Annotated in this window: 13 protein-coding genes (1 of these 13 running past the window's edge); 2 read left to right on the forward strand and 11 right to left on the reverse strand. The window is 66.8% G+C overall.

Annotation, left to right across the window (positions count from 1 at the left end):
- Positions 1-168: the 5' end (the start) of a PaaI family thioesterase gene (locus NBE95_RS01070; protein ID WP_289894063.1), read on the reverse strand. It extends 255 nt beyond the left edge of the window; only the first 168 of its 423 coding nucleotides appear in the window; it begins with the start codon at positions 166-168; its stop codon lies off the left edge, out of view.
- Between the two features lie 84 nt (positions 169-252).
- On the opposite strand from NBE95_RS01070, the gene NBE95_RS01075 reads away from it, so the two are divergent.
- Complete coding sequence (locus NBE95_RS01075) at positions 253-1,053, forward strand: enoyl-CoA hydratase (protein WP_289894064.1); 801 nt, start codon at positions 253-255, stop codon at positions 1,051-1,053.
- On the opposite strand, the gene NBE95_RS01080 is transcribed toward NBE95_RS01075, so the two are convergent.
- The 10 genes from NBE95_RS01080 to NBE95_RS01125 form a co-directional block, all read right to left on the reverse strand.
- The gene (locus NBE95_RS01080) at positions 1,050-1,793 is read right to left on the reverse strand and encodes a cytochrome c biogenesis protein CcdA (RefSeq protein ID WP_289894065.1); all 744 of its coding nucleotides are present in this window, start codon (positions 1,791-1,793) and stop codon (positions 1,050-1,052) included. The two genes, NBE95_RS01075 and NBE95_RS01080, sit on opposite strands and share 4 nt — an antisense overlap.
- A gap of 77 nt (positions 1,794-1,870) precedes the next feature.
- The gene (locus tag NBE95_RS01085; protein ID WP_289894066.1) at positions 1,871-4,432 is read right to left on the reverse strand and encodes an Rne/Rng family ribonuclease; all 2,562 of its coding nucleotides are present in this window, start codon (positions 4,430-4,432) and stop codon (positions 1,871-1,873) included.
- Between the two features lie 452 nt (positions 4,433-4,884).
- Positions 4,885-6,210, reverse strand: coding sequence for a sigma-54 dependent transcriptional regulator (locus tag NBE95_RS01090; protein ID WP_289894067.1), 1,326 nt, complete (start codon positions 6,208-6,210; stop codon positions 4,885-4,887).
- 19 nt (positions 6,211-6,229) lie between these two features.
- Entirely contained in the window at positions 6,230-8,023 is a 1,794-nt protein-coding gene (locus NBE95_RS01095) for an ATP-binding protein (RefSeq protein WP_289894068.1), read from the reverse strand.
- A 66-nt stretch (positions 8,024-8,089) separates the two neighbouring features.
- Positions 8,090-8,758, reverse strand: a complete 669-nt coding sequence (purQ, locus tag NBE95_RS01100; protein WP_289894069.1) for a phosphoribosylformylglycinamidine synthase subunit PurQ — start codon at positions 8,756-8,758, stop codon at positions 8,090-8,092.
- Between the two features lie 216 nt (positions 8,759-8,974).
- Positions 8,975-10,189: an NADP-dependent isocitrate dehydrogenase gene (locus tag NBE95_RS01105; RefSeq protein ID WP_289894070.1), complete on the reverse strand. Its 1,215-nt coding sequence runs from the start codon at positions 10,187-10,189 to the stop codon at positions 8,975-8,977.
- A gap of 88 nt (positions 10,190-10,277) precedes the next feature.
- Positions 10,278-10,496: a hypothetical protein gene (locus tag NBE95_RS01110; RefSeq protein WP_289894071.1), complete on the reverse strand. Its 219-nt coding sequence runs from the start codon at positions 10,494-10,496 to the stop codon at positions 10,278-10,280.
- Positions 10,497-10,676: 180 nt separating this feature from the next.
- Entirely contained in the window at positions 10,677-11,801 is a 1,125-nt protein-coding gene (locus NBE95_RS01115) for an HD domain-containing protein (RefSeq protein ID WP_289894072.1), read from the reverse strand.
- Positions 11,798-12,220, reverse strand: a complete 423-nt coding sequence (locus tag NBE95_RS01120; protein ID WP_289894073.1) for a hypothetical protein — start codon at positions 12,218-12,220, stop codon at positions 11,798-11,800. Before NBE95_RS01120 ends, NBE95_RS01115 begins: the two co-directional genes overlap by 4 nt.
- 17 nt (positions 12,221-12,237) lie before the next feature.
- Entirely contained in the window at positions 12,238-12,897 is a 660-nt protein-coding gene (locus NBE95_RS01125; RefSeq protein WP_036749011.1) for an alpha/beta hydrolase, read from the reverse strand.
- A gap of 166 nt (positions 12,898-13,063) precedes the next feature.
- On the opposite strand from NBE95_RS01125, the gene NBE95_RS01130 reads away from it, so the two are divergent.
- The gene (locus NBE95_RS01130) at positions 13,064-13,522 is read left to right on the forward strand and encodes an Rrf2 family transcriptional regulator (protein WP_289894074.1); all 459 of its coding nucleotides are present in this window, start codon (positions 13,064-13,066) and stop codon (positions 13,520-13,522) included.

A 13,522-nucleotide genomic window follows, 5' to 3' on the forward strand; every position in this document is an offset into this window, starting at 1 on the left:
GGCCGGGCCGCTGACGGTGCCGCCGGGCCGCAGATGCTGGTGATCGACGGACAGGCGCGAGATCAGCAGGCGTTCGTCCAGCGACTGGACCCGGACCTGTCCCGCCACCTGCGGAAACGTCCGGTCCAGAAAGATGTTCAGCGCCTCGCGATCCATCTGCAATGCCATGCTTCCCCCCTGCCCCATCGGCGGCTAGAGTGGACGGCAAAGCCCGGCAAAGGCAAGCCGCGCCGTGGCGTCAGGGAGGACGAGATGAAGGACGGAGACCCCCAGCCGCTGGTGCTGCGCCAGGATCAGGGCCATGTCGCGCGGCTGATCCTGAACAGCCCGAATAACTACAACGCGCTGTCCACCGCGATGATCGACGCGCTGTCGGATGCGCTGGACGAGATCGCCGCCGATGACGGGGTCCGGGTGCTGGTGCTGGCGGCACGCGGCAAGGCCTTCTGCGCCGGTCACGACCTGCGCGAGATCCAGGGCGCCCGCAACGACGCGGATGACGGCCGCGCCGCCTATGAGCGGTTGTTCTCGCATTGCTCGGCGCTGATGCAGAAGCTGCCCGCCCTGCCCCAGCCGGTCATCGCCGAGGTGCAGGGCATCGCCACCGCCGCCGGCTGCCAACTGGTCGCCAGTTGCGACATGGCCGTCGCCGCCGAGGGCGTGCGCTTCGGCGTGAACGGGGTGAATATCGGGTTGTTCTGCTCGACGCCGATGGTGGCGCTGTCCCGCGCCATCCCGCCGCGCGCCGCCTTTGAACTGCTGGTCACCGGCGAGTTTATCGACGCCGCGCGGGCCCGCGAACTGGGGCTGGTCAACCGCGTCATCCCGCCCGAGACGCTGGAGGCCGAAACCATGGCGCTGGCCGCGACCATCGCCGGCAAGCTGCCCGCCGCCGTGCGCATGGGCAAGCGCGCCTTCCATGCCCAGGCGCGGATGGGGCTGGCCGACGCCTATGCTTCGACCGGCGCGGTGATCTGCGAGAACCTGATGCGGCCCGACACGGCCGAAGGCATCCAGGCCTTCCTGGAAAAGCGGCCGCCGGACTGGGACTAGCCCAGCGCCGCCAGCCAGGGGAAGGTCTCGAGCAGCCAATAGGCGAAGACCGGGAAGGCGCCGGTCACCAGCGCCAGGCCGACGACGACCAGCAGCCCCCCCATGATGCGCTCGATCAGCTGCAGATGCGGCTTGATGCGGTTCATCACAGGAATCGCCCGGTTGATGAAGATCGCCGACAGCAGGAAGGGAATGCCCAGCCCCAGCGCATAAACCGCCAGCAGCGCCGCGCCGCGCCCGGCCTCCGCGCCGGTGGCGGCCAGCGACAGGATCATGCCCAGCTGCGGCCCGATGCAGGGCGTCCAGCCAAAGGCGAAGGCCAGCCCCAGCACATAGGCCCCCAGCGCCGAGCCGCCCTTGTCACCGGCATCCAGCCGCGCCTCGGTATCCAGAAAGGGGATGCGGATGATGCGCAGGAAATGCAGGCCCATGACGATCACCACCACCCCTGCCCCGCGCGCCAGCCAGTCCTGCCATTGCAGGAACAGCCGCCCGAAGGCCGAGGCCGCCATGCCCATCAGCAGGAAGACCGTCGAAAGTCCCAGGATGAAGAACAGCGCCGGGACCACGGCGCTGCGTTCGCCGGATTTCAGCCCGCCGACGCCGATGCCGGTCATGTAAGCCAGATAGGGCGGCACCACCGGCAGCACGCAGGGCGACAGGAAGGACAGGATTCCGGCCAGCAGCGCGACCATCGCGGCGGGCAGGAAGGCGGCGTCTGCAAGCTCGATTCCCAACATGTCCGGCACCTTGGCGCAAGGAAAAGGCGCGGGAAAGCCCCGCGCCCCTCACTCTTTTGTGGGAAGGCTGCGACAGATCAGCCCATCGACCACCAGCCGCGCCGCTTGGGCCGTGCCGAAGTCTCCTCCTCGGCCAGCTCCGGCTCGGGCTTGGCGGCCGGAGCCTCGGCTTCATTGGCGGTTTCCGGCTGCGGCGCCGGCTGTTCTGCCTCGGCTTCCGGCGCCGGAGCTTCAGCTTCCGCAGCGGGCTCCTCGGCGGCAGGCGCTTCCGCCGCCTCGACCTCGGGTTCCACCGTCTGCGCCGCCTCGGCCACAGCAGCCTCGCCCTCGGCAGCCGTGACGCTCGGCTCGACCGGCTGGGCTACGGCGATCTCCGGGGCGCTGTCGGCGGCGGGCTCATCCTCGGCCTTGCGGCGCCGGGTGCGCGTACGGCGGCGGGGCGCGGCGGCCTCCTCGGCGACCGGTTGTCCGGCAGCGGCTTCCTCGGCGACCGGCTCGACCAGCTCGGGCGCCAAGCCTTCTGCGGCCTCTTCCGCGACCGTTTCGCCGTCCGCCTCTTCGGCGTGATGGCCTTCGCCGTCGCCGTTCTTGCCGCCGCGACGACGGCGACGGCGGCGGCGGCGCTTGCTGGCATCGCCTTCGCCATTCTCGGCTCGACCGTCCTCGGTCCGGCCGTCCTCGGCACGATCCTCGGCGGCGGCGTCCTCAACCTCGTCTTCCTCGGCCGGCTCCTCGTCGTCGATCTGCGCCATCAGCCGGGCATCGACCGAGACCACAGGCGAGGCCACCTCGGGCACGTTGCGGGTGGCGGTCTTGAACTTCTCGATGGCGTAATCGGGCGAGATCAGCCCCGGATCGGCTTCGACCCGCACCGCCATGCCGTAGCGGGCCTCGATATTCGCGATATGCTCGCGCTTGGCGTTCATCAGGAAATTGGCGACGGCGACCGGCGCCTTGACCAGCACCTCGCGCGAGCGTTTGCGGGTGCCCTCTTCCTCGATGGCGCGCAGGATGGTCAGCGCCAGACTGTCATCGGACCGGATCAGCCCGGTGCCGTGGCAATGCGCACAGGGCTGCGTGGTCGATTCCAGCATGCCCGGCCGCAGACGCTGCCGGCTCATCTCCAGCAGACCGAAGCCCGAGATGCGGCCGACCTGGATGCGCGCCCGGTCGGTCTTGAGCTTATCCTTGAAGCGCTTCTCGACGGCGGCGTTGTTCTTGCGCTCCTCCATGTCGATGAAGTCGATGACGATCAGCCCGGCCAGGTCGCGCAGACGCAGCTGGCGGGCGATTTCCTCGGCGGCCTCCAGGTTGGTCTTCAGCGCCGTGTCCTCGATCGAGCCTTCCTTGGTGGCCCGGCCCGAGTTCACGTCGATGGCGACCAGTGCCTCGGTCACGCCGATGACGATATAGCCGCCGGATTTCAGCTGCACGACCGGGTTGAACATGCCGCCCAGGTAGCTTTCGACCTGGAAGCGCGCGAACAGCGGCATCTGGTCCTGGTAATGCTTCACGTTCTTGGCATGCGACGGCATGATCATCTTCATGAAGTCCTTGGCGGTGCGATAGCCGCGATCGCCCTCGACCAGAACCTCGTCGATTTCCTTGCTGTAGATGTCGCGGATGGTGCGCTTGATCAGGTCGCCTTCCTCATAGACCGGCGCCGGGGCGATGGACTTGAAGGTCAGCTCGCGGATCTGTTCCCAGAGCCGCATCAGATATTCGTAATCGCGGCGGATCTCGGTCCGCGTCCGCTGGCTGCCGGCGGTGCGGATGATCAGCCCGGCGCCTTCCGGCACCTCCAGCTCGCTGGCGATCTCTTTCAGCTTCTTGCGGTCGGCGACGTTGGTGATCTTGCGCGAGATGCCGCCGCCGCGCGCCGTGTTCGGCATCAGCACGCAATAGCGGCCGGCCAGCGACAGATAGGTGGTCAGCGCGGCGCCCTTGTTGCCGCGCTCTTCCTTGACGACCTGGACCAGCATGATCTGCCGGACCTTGATCACCTCCTGGATCTTGTAGCGGCGGGCACGGGGCTTGCGGGGCGGCGCGATCTCCTCGGCCACATCCTCCTCGGCGACGGATTCGATGCCGTCATCCTCGGCGGCGTCGTCGCCATGCGCCTCATCGGCCTGCTCCTCGGCAACCTGCTCCTCGGCGGCGGTCGGGGCCGGCCCGGCGGCGATCTCCTCGGACGGCGCGGACTCGCCTTCCGACAGATCGACCACGGTCATGCCCGCGATCTCGTCCGAGACCACGACGGCATCGCCACTGTCGGCCGCAGCGGCCTTCGGCGCCTTGCGACGGCGCGGGCTGCGCTTGGGCTTATCGCTCTCGTCACTTTCTGCCGCGGCGGCCTGGCGTTCTTCCTCGATCAGGGCCTGACGATCGGCGGCGGGGATCTGGTAATAATCGGGATGGATTTCCGCGAAGGCCAGGAAGCCGTGGCGGTTGCCGCCGTAATCCACAAAGGCGGCCTGCAACGACGGCTCGACCCGCGTTACCTTGGCCAGGTAGATATTGCCCGCAAGCTGGCGCTTGTTGACGGTCTCGAAATCAAATTCTTCGACCTTCGTTCCATCGACCACGACCACCCGAGTTTCCTCGGCATGTGTGGCGTCGATCAGCATTTTCTTTGACATGTTTCCGTCTTTCGGGCAGCCGCACCGGCCCGCGCAGGGGCGGGATCGGGGTTTGGCTGCCGCATGAGGGGACAGCGAGCATCGTGCTGCCAGCAGCAATCGCGGCGACCGGGGAAAGCCCCTGCCACCGTTGCCGATCAAGCTGCATTGCGCGATCCATCGCGTCTGTTTACCTTTCTTGGCCCGTCCCGCACGAGGGCGGTCCGGGCGGCGATCTACGGTCGCCCAGAGGCCCCGTGGGGCTTGGGCAGGATTTTCCGCGCGTCGCACCACCGGCACTTTTCGGGTGTCGCGGCTGGCTACGCGCTGCGAAACTGTCGAGGAGGGACAACCAAAAGTTGCGGCGCCCGCCTTACAGGGGCAAGATAGCGGGGAAGCAGGCGTCGTTACAATCTGTTTTTAGACCCGCGGCCGGGATTCGCCGTTTTCGGCATCCTCCCGGCCAGCCGTGATCACAGATAATCGCCCCGGCTCAGCCCGTATTTCGCCATCTTCTCGTTCAGCGTCCGGCGCGGCAGGCACAACTCGTCCATCACCGCGGCGATGCTGCCCTTGTGGCGGCGCATGGTATTGTCGATCAGCATCTTCTCGAAGCTCTCGACATATTCCTTGAGCGGCTTGCCCTCGGTCGTCGTGGCCTCTTGCGTATCCTCGCCATCCGCCATCAGCAACGAGGCGATCGACCCCGAGCCGCGGCGGTTCTGCAGCACCGCGCGCTCGGCGACGTTGATGAGCTGGCGCACATTGCCCGGCCAGGGCGCCTGCAACAGCTGTGCGGCTTCCTGCGCGGTCACCTGCGGCGGCTCGCAGCCGTATTCCTCGGCGAATTGCTCGGTCATGCGGGTGAACAGGGACAGGATGTCCTCGCCGCGCGAACGCAGCGGCGGCAGGGTGATCTTCAGCGCCGTCAGGCGATAGAACAGGTCGGGACGCAGCGAATCCTCGGCCTTGCGCCCCTCGCCGCGGGCATTGGAAATGGCGATGATCCGCGTCTCGGCCGGGCTGCCCTGATCGGCGATGAAGGCCAGCAACCGGGCTTGCAACGGGTCGGACAGCGCCTCGATATCCTCAAGGCAGAGCGTGCCGCCGCGCGCCTCCTCGACGGCGGGCAGGCCGTTCTCGACCGGGCCGAACAGCTTCGCGGCCAGCACCTCGTCATTGTAGGCGGCACAGGAGATCGGCACGAATTTCTTCGAGGCGCGCGGCCCGACAGCATGCAGCGCATGGGCGACCAGGGTCTTGCCGGTGCCGGTCTCGCCGTCGATCAGCACATGGCCGTCGGCCTGGCCCAGGTCCAGGATATCCTCGCGCAGCCGGTCCATGACCGGGCTGGCGCCGATCAGCTTCGACATGACCTGCTGGCCTTCGGAAAGGTCGCGGCGCAGGGCACGGTTGTCCAGGGTCATGCGCCGGGCCTGGCTGGCCTTCTTGACCAGCTCGGTCAGGCGCTCGGGATTGAAGGGCTTTTCCATGAAATCCATGGCGCCGATCCGCATGGCCTCGACCGCCATCGGCACGTCGCCATGGCCGGTGATCATGATGACCGGCAGGCCGGAATCGATGCCCATCAGCCGCTTGAGGAAGGCCATGCCGTCCATGCCCGGCATCCGGATATCAGAAATGACCACCCCGGGCCAGTCCGCGCCGATGACCTTCAGCGCGTCGTCGGCGCTGGCGAAAGTCTCGGTGTCGAAGCCGGACAGGACCAGCCACTGGCTGATCGATTCGCGCATGTCGGGTTCGTCATCCACCACTGCGATCTTCAAAGTGCGGCTCATGGGCCTCTACCTCTTCTCGTTATTCCGCCGCCAGCCGGGTCCCCGCCTTCTGGCCGGGATCGTGCAGCGGCAGCTCAAGTTCGAATACGGCGCCCCGGCCGCCCTCATCCGACGCATTATGCGCGGTCAGGCGGCCCCCGAAATCGGCCGCGATCCCCGACGAGATCGCCAGGCCCAGTCCGGTCCCTTCTCCGGGCTTCTTCGTGGTGAAGAAAGGTTCAAACAGATTTTCCAGGTCCGAAACACCCGGGCCGTTGTCACGCACGGACAAGAATGCGTGAGAGCCCGAGCTGACGGTGATCTCGATGGCCGGATCGCGCAGGCCGCGCGTCGCATCCACCGCATTGCGCAACAGGTTGATGACGATCTGCTCCAACCGGATTCGGTCGCAATAGACCATGACCGGATAGCGCGGGATATTGCGCTGCAGCCGGATGGTGCGCGAACGCAGCTGCGGCTCCATCATCATCAGCGCGCTGGACAGCGCGGCGCGCAGATCGACCGGCTCGAAAGCCTCGCCGCCCTTCCTGGCATAGGATTTCAGCTGCCGGGTGATGGCGCCCATACGCTCGACCAGATCGTCGATGCGCTGGAAGCTCGACAGCGCTTCATCGGACCGGCCGCGCTGCAACAGCAGCCGGGCGCCGGCCAGATAGGTCTTCATCGCCGCCAGCGGCTGGTTCAACTCGTGGCTGACACCCGCCGACATCTCGCCCAGGGCGGCCAGCTTGCTGGATTGCTGGACGGTCTGCTCGGCCACGCGCAGTTCCTTCTGCATGCGCTCACGCTCGGCGATCTCGCGGGTCAGGCGCAGGTTCAGCGCCCGCAGATCGGCCGATTCGCGCATCCAGGCCGCCGATTCGACCCGCGCCCGGCGCGACAGCAGATAGAACACCGCCGCCAGCAGGATGGCAAAGCCCATGATCACCAGCGCCAGAACCGCGTTCACCCGCTCGCGCACCGAATCATAGGTGGTGAAGGCGATCATCTTCCAGCCGCGGAAGGGAATGCGGGTCTCGGACTGCATGACCGCGCGGCCCTGGACATAGGCGTCGGCGGGCGTGGCGGTCCAGTCCGCCGTCACCTGGAAGGCGCGGGCGATGGCCGAGGGCGCGGAACGCACCGCCAGCGCTTCGGGCAGGGTCAGGCCGCGCCAGCGCGGCTCGGTCGACAGGATGATCTGGCCGGAACTGTCGGTCACGGCAATGGCGTCGTAGATCCCGGCCCAGGACCGCACCAGCCGCGCCAGGTCGGCGCCGACCACGACCACGCCCAGCGTGCGCCCGTCCGCGACCACCGTGCGGGAATAGGTGAATTCATAGGCTCCCTGCGGCGAGGGCGAGACGGTGAACACCGTGTCCTTCGAGCGCAGCGCCTCGACGAAGAACGGCTCCTGCACGTAATTCGTGCCGATCAGGTTGCGATCGGTCGAGCCGACCACGCGCCCCGATGCGTCCAGCAGCTTGATCGAGGCGGCGGCGATCTCCTTCTGCGCCGAGATCAGCCGCGCCGAGGTGCCCGAGAATTCGTTGCCGATCAGCGCCGAAATCAGCGCCGGATCGCGCGCCAGCAGTTGCGGCACCACCGAGGTGCGCTGCAATTCCGACAGCAGGTTGCCGGTGTAAAGCGCCGAACGCAGCTCGGTCCGCACCCGGGTGGTTTCGGAAAAGCGCGCCGTCAGCCAGGCATTGGTAAACCAGATCGTGCCCGCGGCCACGACCAGCAGCGCGACGATCGCGCCGCGCAGGCCCCAACGGCTGGTCAACCCAGCCCTGCCCTCCGGGAACCCGGCAGAGTCCTGTTCTTCTCGCATGCGCCTCCGGCATCGCCCCGTCCAGGGGATCGACGAAGTCTAATCCGCGAAGGGTCGCTACTCAAGTCAGGCCGCGACAAGCTCCTGAACCAGCGAGGCGAACAGGCGCGCGCCGTCGGTTCCGCCATGCGCCGGATCGGCGGCCCGCTCGGGATGCGGCATCATGCCCAGCACCCGCCGGTTCTCGGACAGCACCCCGGCGATGTCCTCGACCGAACCGTTGACGCCCGGCACATAGGTGAAGGCGATGCGGTCCTGCGCCCGCAGCGCCGCCAGGCCGGCGGCGTCGATCTGGTAATTGCCGTCGTGATGTGCCACCGGCACCCGGATCTCCTCACCGGCCGCATAGGCCGCGGTGAAGGGGCTGGCCGCGGTCGCGACCTTCAGCACCACCTCGCGGCACAGGAAGCGCAACCCGGCATTGCGCATCAGGGCGCCCGGCAGCAGGTTCAGCTCGGTCAGCACCTGAAAACCGTTGCAGATGCCCAGCACGTAACCGCCGCGGGCCGCATGGGCCTTGATCGCGCCGGCGATGGGCGAATGCGCGGCGATGGCGCCGCAGCGCAGGTAATCGCCAAAGGAAAACCCGCCCGGCACCGCGACCAGGTCGGTGCCGGCAGGCAGCGCCTCGTCCTTGTGCCAGACGCGCGAGACCTCGGCCCCCGCCTGCCGCAAGGCGACGGCCAGATCGCGGTCGCAATTCGATCCGGGAAAGGTGATGACGGCAGCTTTCATGACGGACCTCCGGGATAATGCCTCGCGCCTCCCATACTGCAAGCCGGCGCAACTGTTAAGCGGCTTTGCACGACCGTCCGTCTTCTTCGTTCTCCAAACGCTCACATCCCCGACACCACGCCGGCCCCTTCACCGTTTCCCAAATACCCATGCGGCCCCACCACAAGCGAAAAGGGCCGGGGTTGCCCCCGGCCCTTCGCAATCCCATGCGGCGGATCAGCCCGCCAGCGCCTTGTTCAGGTATTCGTCGACCTTTTCCAGGTAGCCCATGGTGGTCAGCCATTTCTGGTCCGGCCCGACCAGCAGCGCCAGGTCCTTGGTCATGTGGCCGTCCTCGACCGCCTGCACCGTGACCTTCTCCAGCGTCTCGACGAAGTTCTTCAGCGCCGCGTTGCCGTCCAGCTTGGCGCGGTGCTTCAGCCCGCCGGTCCAGGCGAAGATCGAGGCGATCGAGTTGGTCGAGGTCTGGTTGCCCTTCTGATGCTCGCGATAGTGGCGCGTCACCGTGCCATGCGCGGCCTCGGATTCGACGATCTTCCCGTCCGGCGTCATCAGCACCGAGGTCATCAGCCCCAGGCTGCCGAAGCCCTGCGCCACGGTATCGGACTGCACGTCGCCGTCGTAGTTCTTGCAGGCCCAGACATAGCCGCCCGACCATTTCATCGCCGAGGCGACCATGTCGTCGATCAGCCGATGCTCGTAATGGATGCCCTTCTTCTTGAACTCGGCCTCGAACTCCTCCTCGTAGACCTTCTGGAACAGGTCCTTGAAACGGCCGTCATAGGCCTTCAGGATGGTGTTCTTGGTCGAAAGATAGACCGGATAGCCGCGGTTCAGGCCATAGTTCATCGAGGCGCGGGCGAAGTCGATGATCGACTCGTCGAGGTTGTACATCGCCATGGCGACCCCGGCGCCCGGGGCCTGATAGACCTCGTGCTCGATGGTCTCGCCATCCTCGCCGACGAACTTGATCGTCAGCTTGCCCTTACCCGGGAAGCGGAAATCGGTGGCCTTGTACTGGTCGCCGAAGGCGTGGCGGCCGACGACGATGGGCTGGGTCCAGCCGGGGACCAGGCGCGGCACGTTCTTGCAGATGATCGGCTCGCGGAAGATCACGCCGCCCAGGATGTTGCGGATGGTGCCGTTGGGCGATTTCCACATCTTCTTCAGGCCGAACTCCTCGACCCGGGCCTCGTCCGGGGTGATGGTGGCGCATTTCACGCCGACGCCGTATTGCTTGATCGCCTCGGCCGCATCCACGGTGATCTGGTCCGAGGTGCGGTCGCGCTCCTCGATGCCCAGGTCGTAATATTTCAGGTCGATGTCCAGATAGGGAAGGATCAGCTTCTGCTTGATGAAGTCCCAGATGATCCGGGTCATCTCGTCGCCGTCGAGCTCGACGACGGGGTTCTCTACCTTGATCTTCGACATGGGTGGTCCCTTCGATTAGGATTCGGCTCGGTGGCGCTATAGCGGCATTCAATGCGAAAGGAAAGCCCGGTATGCAATCGCATACCGATCAATGCGCCCACTTCGACAGACAGGCGTAAAGCAGCGGCGCCACCAGCCCGCAAGCGCTCGCCGGCAGCGCGAAGGAACTGGTGAAACCCTCGCACACGCCAAGGAACGAACGGCCAACCGTCAGGCCGACCAGCAGCAGGAAAAGCCAGGGCTGCTCCTCTCGCCGGATGCCGTGCGCAAAGGACAGCCGCAACGCCAGCAGGCAACGCAGGACCAAAGCAGTGCCTCGCCTATGCCGATCACCCGGGCTTCGAGCCGCGAAACGGCGCGGAATGCCTCGAAACCGCTGCCTGGCGCGTCATCCCCGGCGATCAGCGCCGCCACCAGTCGCAATCCGTGATCCAGCGCGGCCATCCCCAGCACGCATAAAGCAAGCGCGGCCAGCCGTCAGCCCATGTCAGCTCCGGAAATACACCCGCGCGCTTTCGCTGAGCCAGGACCACAGCGCCGGTGCGCCGCGTTCGATGCGCAGACCCACGCGCTCGACCAGCTGCTCGTAGGTCACGCGGTATTCGACCCAGGTTCCGCCGCCCGAGGCGATGTTCTGCATCACCGGCTGCGCCCGGTCCAGCGACTTGGCAAAGACCGCGTCCCGGGTCTCGTTGGCCTCGAACTCGGTCCAAAGCGCGCGCAACTCGCGGCCCTGGGCCTCGGGCAGCAGCCCGAAGATCCGCGCGGCGGCGGCCTGTTCGGCGGCCAGTTGCGCCGCGCCGTGATGCGCCGCGCCGCCCTGCGCATGGATCGGCACGTCGCCGGTGTCGATCTCGACCAGATCGTGCAGCAGCAGCAGGCGGATCACCCGGCCGATCGCCACCCCCTCGCCGGCATGGGGCGCCATGACCAAAGCGTAAAGCGCCAGGTGCCAGCTGTGCTCGGCGCTGTTCTCGCGCCGCGAACGGTCGCAAAGCAGGCTGGCGCGCAGCACCGATTTCAGCCGGTCGGCCTCGGCCAGGAAGGCCAGGCGCTGCGCCAGTTCGCCGCAGGGCGCACGCCCCTCCAGCAGGGCCTGCGCCGCCTCCATCGCCTCGGGCCATTCCGCCCAAAGCCGCCGGGCGCGGCCCGATGCCATGTTGTCGCGGACGATGGCGACATGATCGGGCAAGGGCTCGGGCGCGCCAAGCACCTGGAACAGCGGTTGGACATGGTCCATGCGCTTGGCCATGCGCGCGTCCGGGCTCTCGCCCGCCTCGAACTCGTGCCACAGCGCCAGCAACGCCTCGCCGCCGGGCAGCATGCCGAACAGCCGGCGTGCGGCGGCCTCCTCGGCCGCCTGCACGGCGGCCATGTCATGGGCCAGGTGGATCGGGTGGTCGCCCGTGTCGATCTCGACCAGGTCGTGCAGCAGGATCATGGCGATGGCCCGGTCCGAGGCACCGAACACCAGCGCATAAAGCGCGACATGCCAGCTGTGCTCGGCGCTGTTTTCCGGCCGCGACAGGTCCATCAGCACATTCGCGCGCTCGACCGACTTCAGCCCGTCGGCCTCGGTCAGGAAGGCGAAACGCCGGGTCAGGTCGGTCATCGGGGCCTCCTGTCGAAAGCGAGCCGGCTGAGCAGGCAGGACAGAATGAACGCCGGCAAAGCCAGAACTGCGCCAAGGAGCAGCCAATCCATCGCATGGCTGTAACCGCCATCGCCAGCCGGCCAAATGATGTAGGCGCACAGCGGCAGCAGTACCCCAAGGCACCACAGTGCCGTCAGAACGACAAAACCCGGACGAAGCACCTGAGGCCAAACGGACGCCAATCCGAAATGCCAGAGAAAGGAAGCCAATCCGCCGGCGATGACAAGGGCATCGAGCCGGCGTCCAAGCCCATTTCCGAAGGGAATCGGAACCCACCCCTGTTCGACCGCGCGGAAATTGACCGCGCGCAACTTGGCAACCAATGTCAGCAAAATGGCCACACAGGCCAAGAGCAACCCGGCGCCGGCCCAGATCAACCGACGCCGGCCAACCGTCACCGCGTGTTCTCGGTCAGGCGGCGCCGGACATAGGCCTGCACCGTGTCGATCATCGGCTTCATATGCGCCTCGTCGTCGCGGAAGAAGTGGTCGGCACCCTCGATTTCCTCGTGGGTGATGGTGATGCCCTTCTGCTCGCGCAGCTTGCCGACCAGCGCATGGGTGTCCTTGGGCGGCGCTACCCGGTCGGCGGTGCCGTTGATGATCAGCCCCGAGGACGGGCACGGCGCCAGGAACGAGAAGTCATACATGTTCGCCGGCGGCGCGACCGAAATAAAGCCGGTGATCTCGGGCCGGCGCATCAGCAGCTGCATGCCGATCCAGGCGCCGAAGCTGAAGCCCGCCACCCAGCAATGCTTGCTGTTGGGGTTCATCGCCTGCAGATAATCCAGCGCCGAGGCGGCGTCCGACAGCTCGCCGATGCCCTGGTCGAATTCGCCCTGGCTGCGGCCGACCCCGCGGAAGTTGAACCGCATGACGGTGAAGCCCATGCGGTGGAAGGCATAGTGCAAATTGTAAACGACCCGGTTGTTCATCGTCCCGCCGTATTGCGGGTGCGGGTGCAGGATGATGGCGATGGGGGCGTCGGGCGCGGCTTGCGCGTGATAGCGCCCCTCGAGACGACCTTCGGGACCGGGGAAAATCAGTTCGGGCATGGGCTTCCTTTGAAACTCGGGTTCCTTGACCCAGTGGCGTCGCGGCTCTAGATCGTCAATCTGGGAAGCGCGCCCGACATAGGCAAGACGCATTCAAGGACGGCGCCGGGGGAATTAGCCCCTGGCTCGCGCGTCGTCAATGGTTTGCGCCGGGAGGAGAGGCAAGATGAAACTGTCCACCAAGGGACGTTATGCGATGGTCGCCCTGGTCGATCTGGCCATCGCCAAGGGCGACGACCTGACATCGCTGGCCGAGATTTCCAAGCGTCAGGACATCTCGCTGCCCTATCTGGAACAGCTCTTCGTGCGGCTGCGCCGCGCCGGGCTGGTCGATTCCGTGCGCGGCCCGGGCGGCGGCTACCGGCTGGCCAAGGCTCCCGAGACCATCCGCGTGGCCGATGTGCTGGAGGCAGTGGACGAAACCGTCAGCGCGCTGCATGTCGGCGCCGGCGCTTCGGGCGGGGTCTCGGGGTCGCGCGCGCAGACGCTGTCCAACCGGCTTTGGGAAAGCCTGTCGGCGCATGTCTATGTGTTCCTGCACAATCACACGCTGGCGGATGTGGCAAGGAACCAACTGCTGCCCTGCCCCGCCCTGCCCAAGATCCTGTCGATCGTGGACGACTAG

It is taken from the genome of Paracoccus sp. TOH, from assembly GCF_030388245.1.
In the GTDB taxonomy this organism is placed as follows: Bacteria; Pseudomonadota; Alphaproteobacteria; order Rhodobacterales; family Rhodobacteraceae; genus Paracoccus; species Paracoccus simplex.

Bases quoted from the DNA above. Each gene is read 5' to 3' on its own strand.
- NBE95_RS01125 (WP_036749011.1), bottom strand. From the start codon at position 12,897: ATGCCCGAACTGATTTTCCCCGGTCCCGAAGGTCGTCTCGAGGGGCGC.
- NBE95_RS01095 (WP_289894068.1), bottom strand. From the start codon at position 8,023: ATGCGAGAAGAACAGGACTCTGCCGGGTTCCCGGAGGGCAGGGCTGGG.
- NBE95_RS01090 (WP_289894067.1), bottom strand. From the start codon at position 6,210: ATGAGCCGCACTTTGAAGATCGCAGTGGTGGATGACGAACCCGACATG.
- NBE95_RS01115 (WP_289894072.1), bottom strand. From the start codon at position 11,801: ATGACCGACCTGACCCGGCGTTTCGCCTTCCTGACCGAGGCCGACGGG.
- NBE95_RS01080 (WP_289894065.1), bottom strand. From the start codon at position 1,793: ATGTTGGGAATCGAGCTTGCAGACGCCGCCTTCCTGCCCGCCGCGATG.
- purQ (WP_289894069.1), bottom strand. From the start codon at position 8,758: ATGAAAGCTGCCGTCATCACCTTTCCCGGATCGAATTGCGACCGCGAT.
- NBE95_RS01130 (WP_289894074.1), top strand. From the start codon at position 13,064: ATGAAACTGTCCACCAAGGGACGTTATGCGATGGTCGCCCTGGTCGAT.
- NBE95_RS01085 (WP_289894066.1), bottom strand. From the start codon at position 4,432: ATGTCAAAGAAAATGCTGATCGACGCCACACATGCCGAGGAAACTCGG.
- NBE95_RS01075 (WP_289894064.1), top strand. From the start codon at position 253: ATGAAGGACGGAGACCCCCAGCCGCTGGTGCTGCGCCAGGATCAGGGC.
- NBE95_RS01105 (WP_289894070.1), bottom strand. From the start codon at position 10,189: ATGTCGAAGATCAAGGTAGAGAACCCCGTCGTCGAGCTCGACGGCGAC.